The following is a 1,234-nucleotide window of genomic DNA, read 5'->3' as shown; positions in this document are numbered from 1 at the left end:
GGCGGTGGACGAATTGTCCCGCCGCGTCGTCGTGGCAAAGCGCACCGAGGCCGTGTTGCGATTGAGCAGGGAAACCGATTTTATCTCGACCGAGACAGTGACATTGCGGCCAAAAATCTTGTCCAGCGATTGTGGATTTGCAGGCGTGAAAAGCCATGTCAAATCCTTGGACGCGGCGTCGGTGGAGTAGAGCTGCGCCAAGTCGTAATTCTGTTTCAGTTCACGCGAATCGTAGGTTTCGCGGGCCCTGATGTAGCGCACTAGATTTGCCGCGGTGACGGCCTCGTTCTGCGATAAATCTCCAGGCTTCAGCGCGCGCATGATCTCGAGGTAGCCCGTCGATTTGTCGACCTCCACAACATACGGTTCGAACTGACGGAGTGGCAGGATCAGCACGAGCGCCAGCAGCGACAGCACAGCAACCAGCCCTGAAATGCCGCTGACGATCCAGGCCAAGGTACGCGATCGGCGCATCGATCTGTGCGTGTCGTCTTCCCAGGCCGCGCCTGCCCTGTAATAGCGCTTGTCGACAAGTTCGCTGCTGTTGCTAGCAGTTGTTTCGACTGGCATTGCCACGTTACCATTGCCTCGTTTAAGCGACGCATTCTGATCCACGCCGCGATCGGTGATCGTTGTTGTGTCCTAGGCCAGAGGCCTGGAGTTATCGCGCGCACCTTGCTGGATGGCGGACCGGGTTGCGGCGTCCGCCCTGGCTGCTCGCGAGGATCGAAAACTGTTTGTCGCGAGCTGCCGGGCGCCGCGAGCGGCGCGGCCCGCGGCCCATCGCGCGCCGGAATAGCGCACAGCGTTTCTGCCGAAGGTTCTATAAGGGTTGTATGCGCCCACGGTGCTGAGATACCCGCCGCCATTCAGGATCGAAGCTATCGAGGGTATCTGCATGAGAACATAGATGCCGATGATCGTCACCAGCACCAAGGGCAGCACCAGCGACATCTTGCTGTCCATGGTCGCTCCGCCGGACGTTGCTGTGTTCAGCGCCGCATTGACGAGCGAGAAATAGAAACCGAGAAAGCCGTAGATCAGGATTTGCTGGATCATCAGGAAGGTGGTCAGCGAAAGAAAGCCTTCGCTCATGCGCGAGGACCATCGGTAAAGCCAAAGGATGATCCATATCGGCGCCAAGGCCAGCGTGATGAACAACATGACCTTGGCGGCGATGATCGCGGCAATGGCAAGCGCTGCGAAGATGATGGCCGACAGCAGGACGAGCAGC

At 58.8% G+C, this 1,234-nt stretch carries 2 protein-coding genes; both read right to left on the bottom strand.

Annotated elements, in window-relative coordinates; all coding sequences use genetic code 11:
• Window positions 1–615 (bottom strand): type IV secretion system protein (locus EOA13_RS37150; RefSeq protein ID WP_245490607.1); only part of this gene is annotated, 615 nt, incomplete at its 3' end.
• Window positions 616–642: 27 nt separating this feature from the next.
• Window positions 643–1,234 (bottom strand): type IV secretion system protein (locus EOA13_RS37145; protein ID WP_164780641.1); only part of this gene is annotated, 592 nt, incomplete at its 5' end.

It is taken from the genome of Mesorhizobium sp. M7A.F.Ca.US.011.01.1.1 (genome assembly GCF_003998295.1).
In the GTDB taxonomy this organism is placed as follows: Bacteria; Pseudomonadota; Alphaproteobacteria; order Rhizobiales; family Rhizobiaceae; genus Mesorhizobium.
Note: the sequence above shows the minus strand (reverse complement) of the source record. Positions and strands in the feature narration are given on the sequence as shown.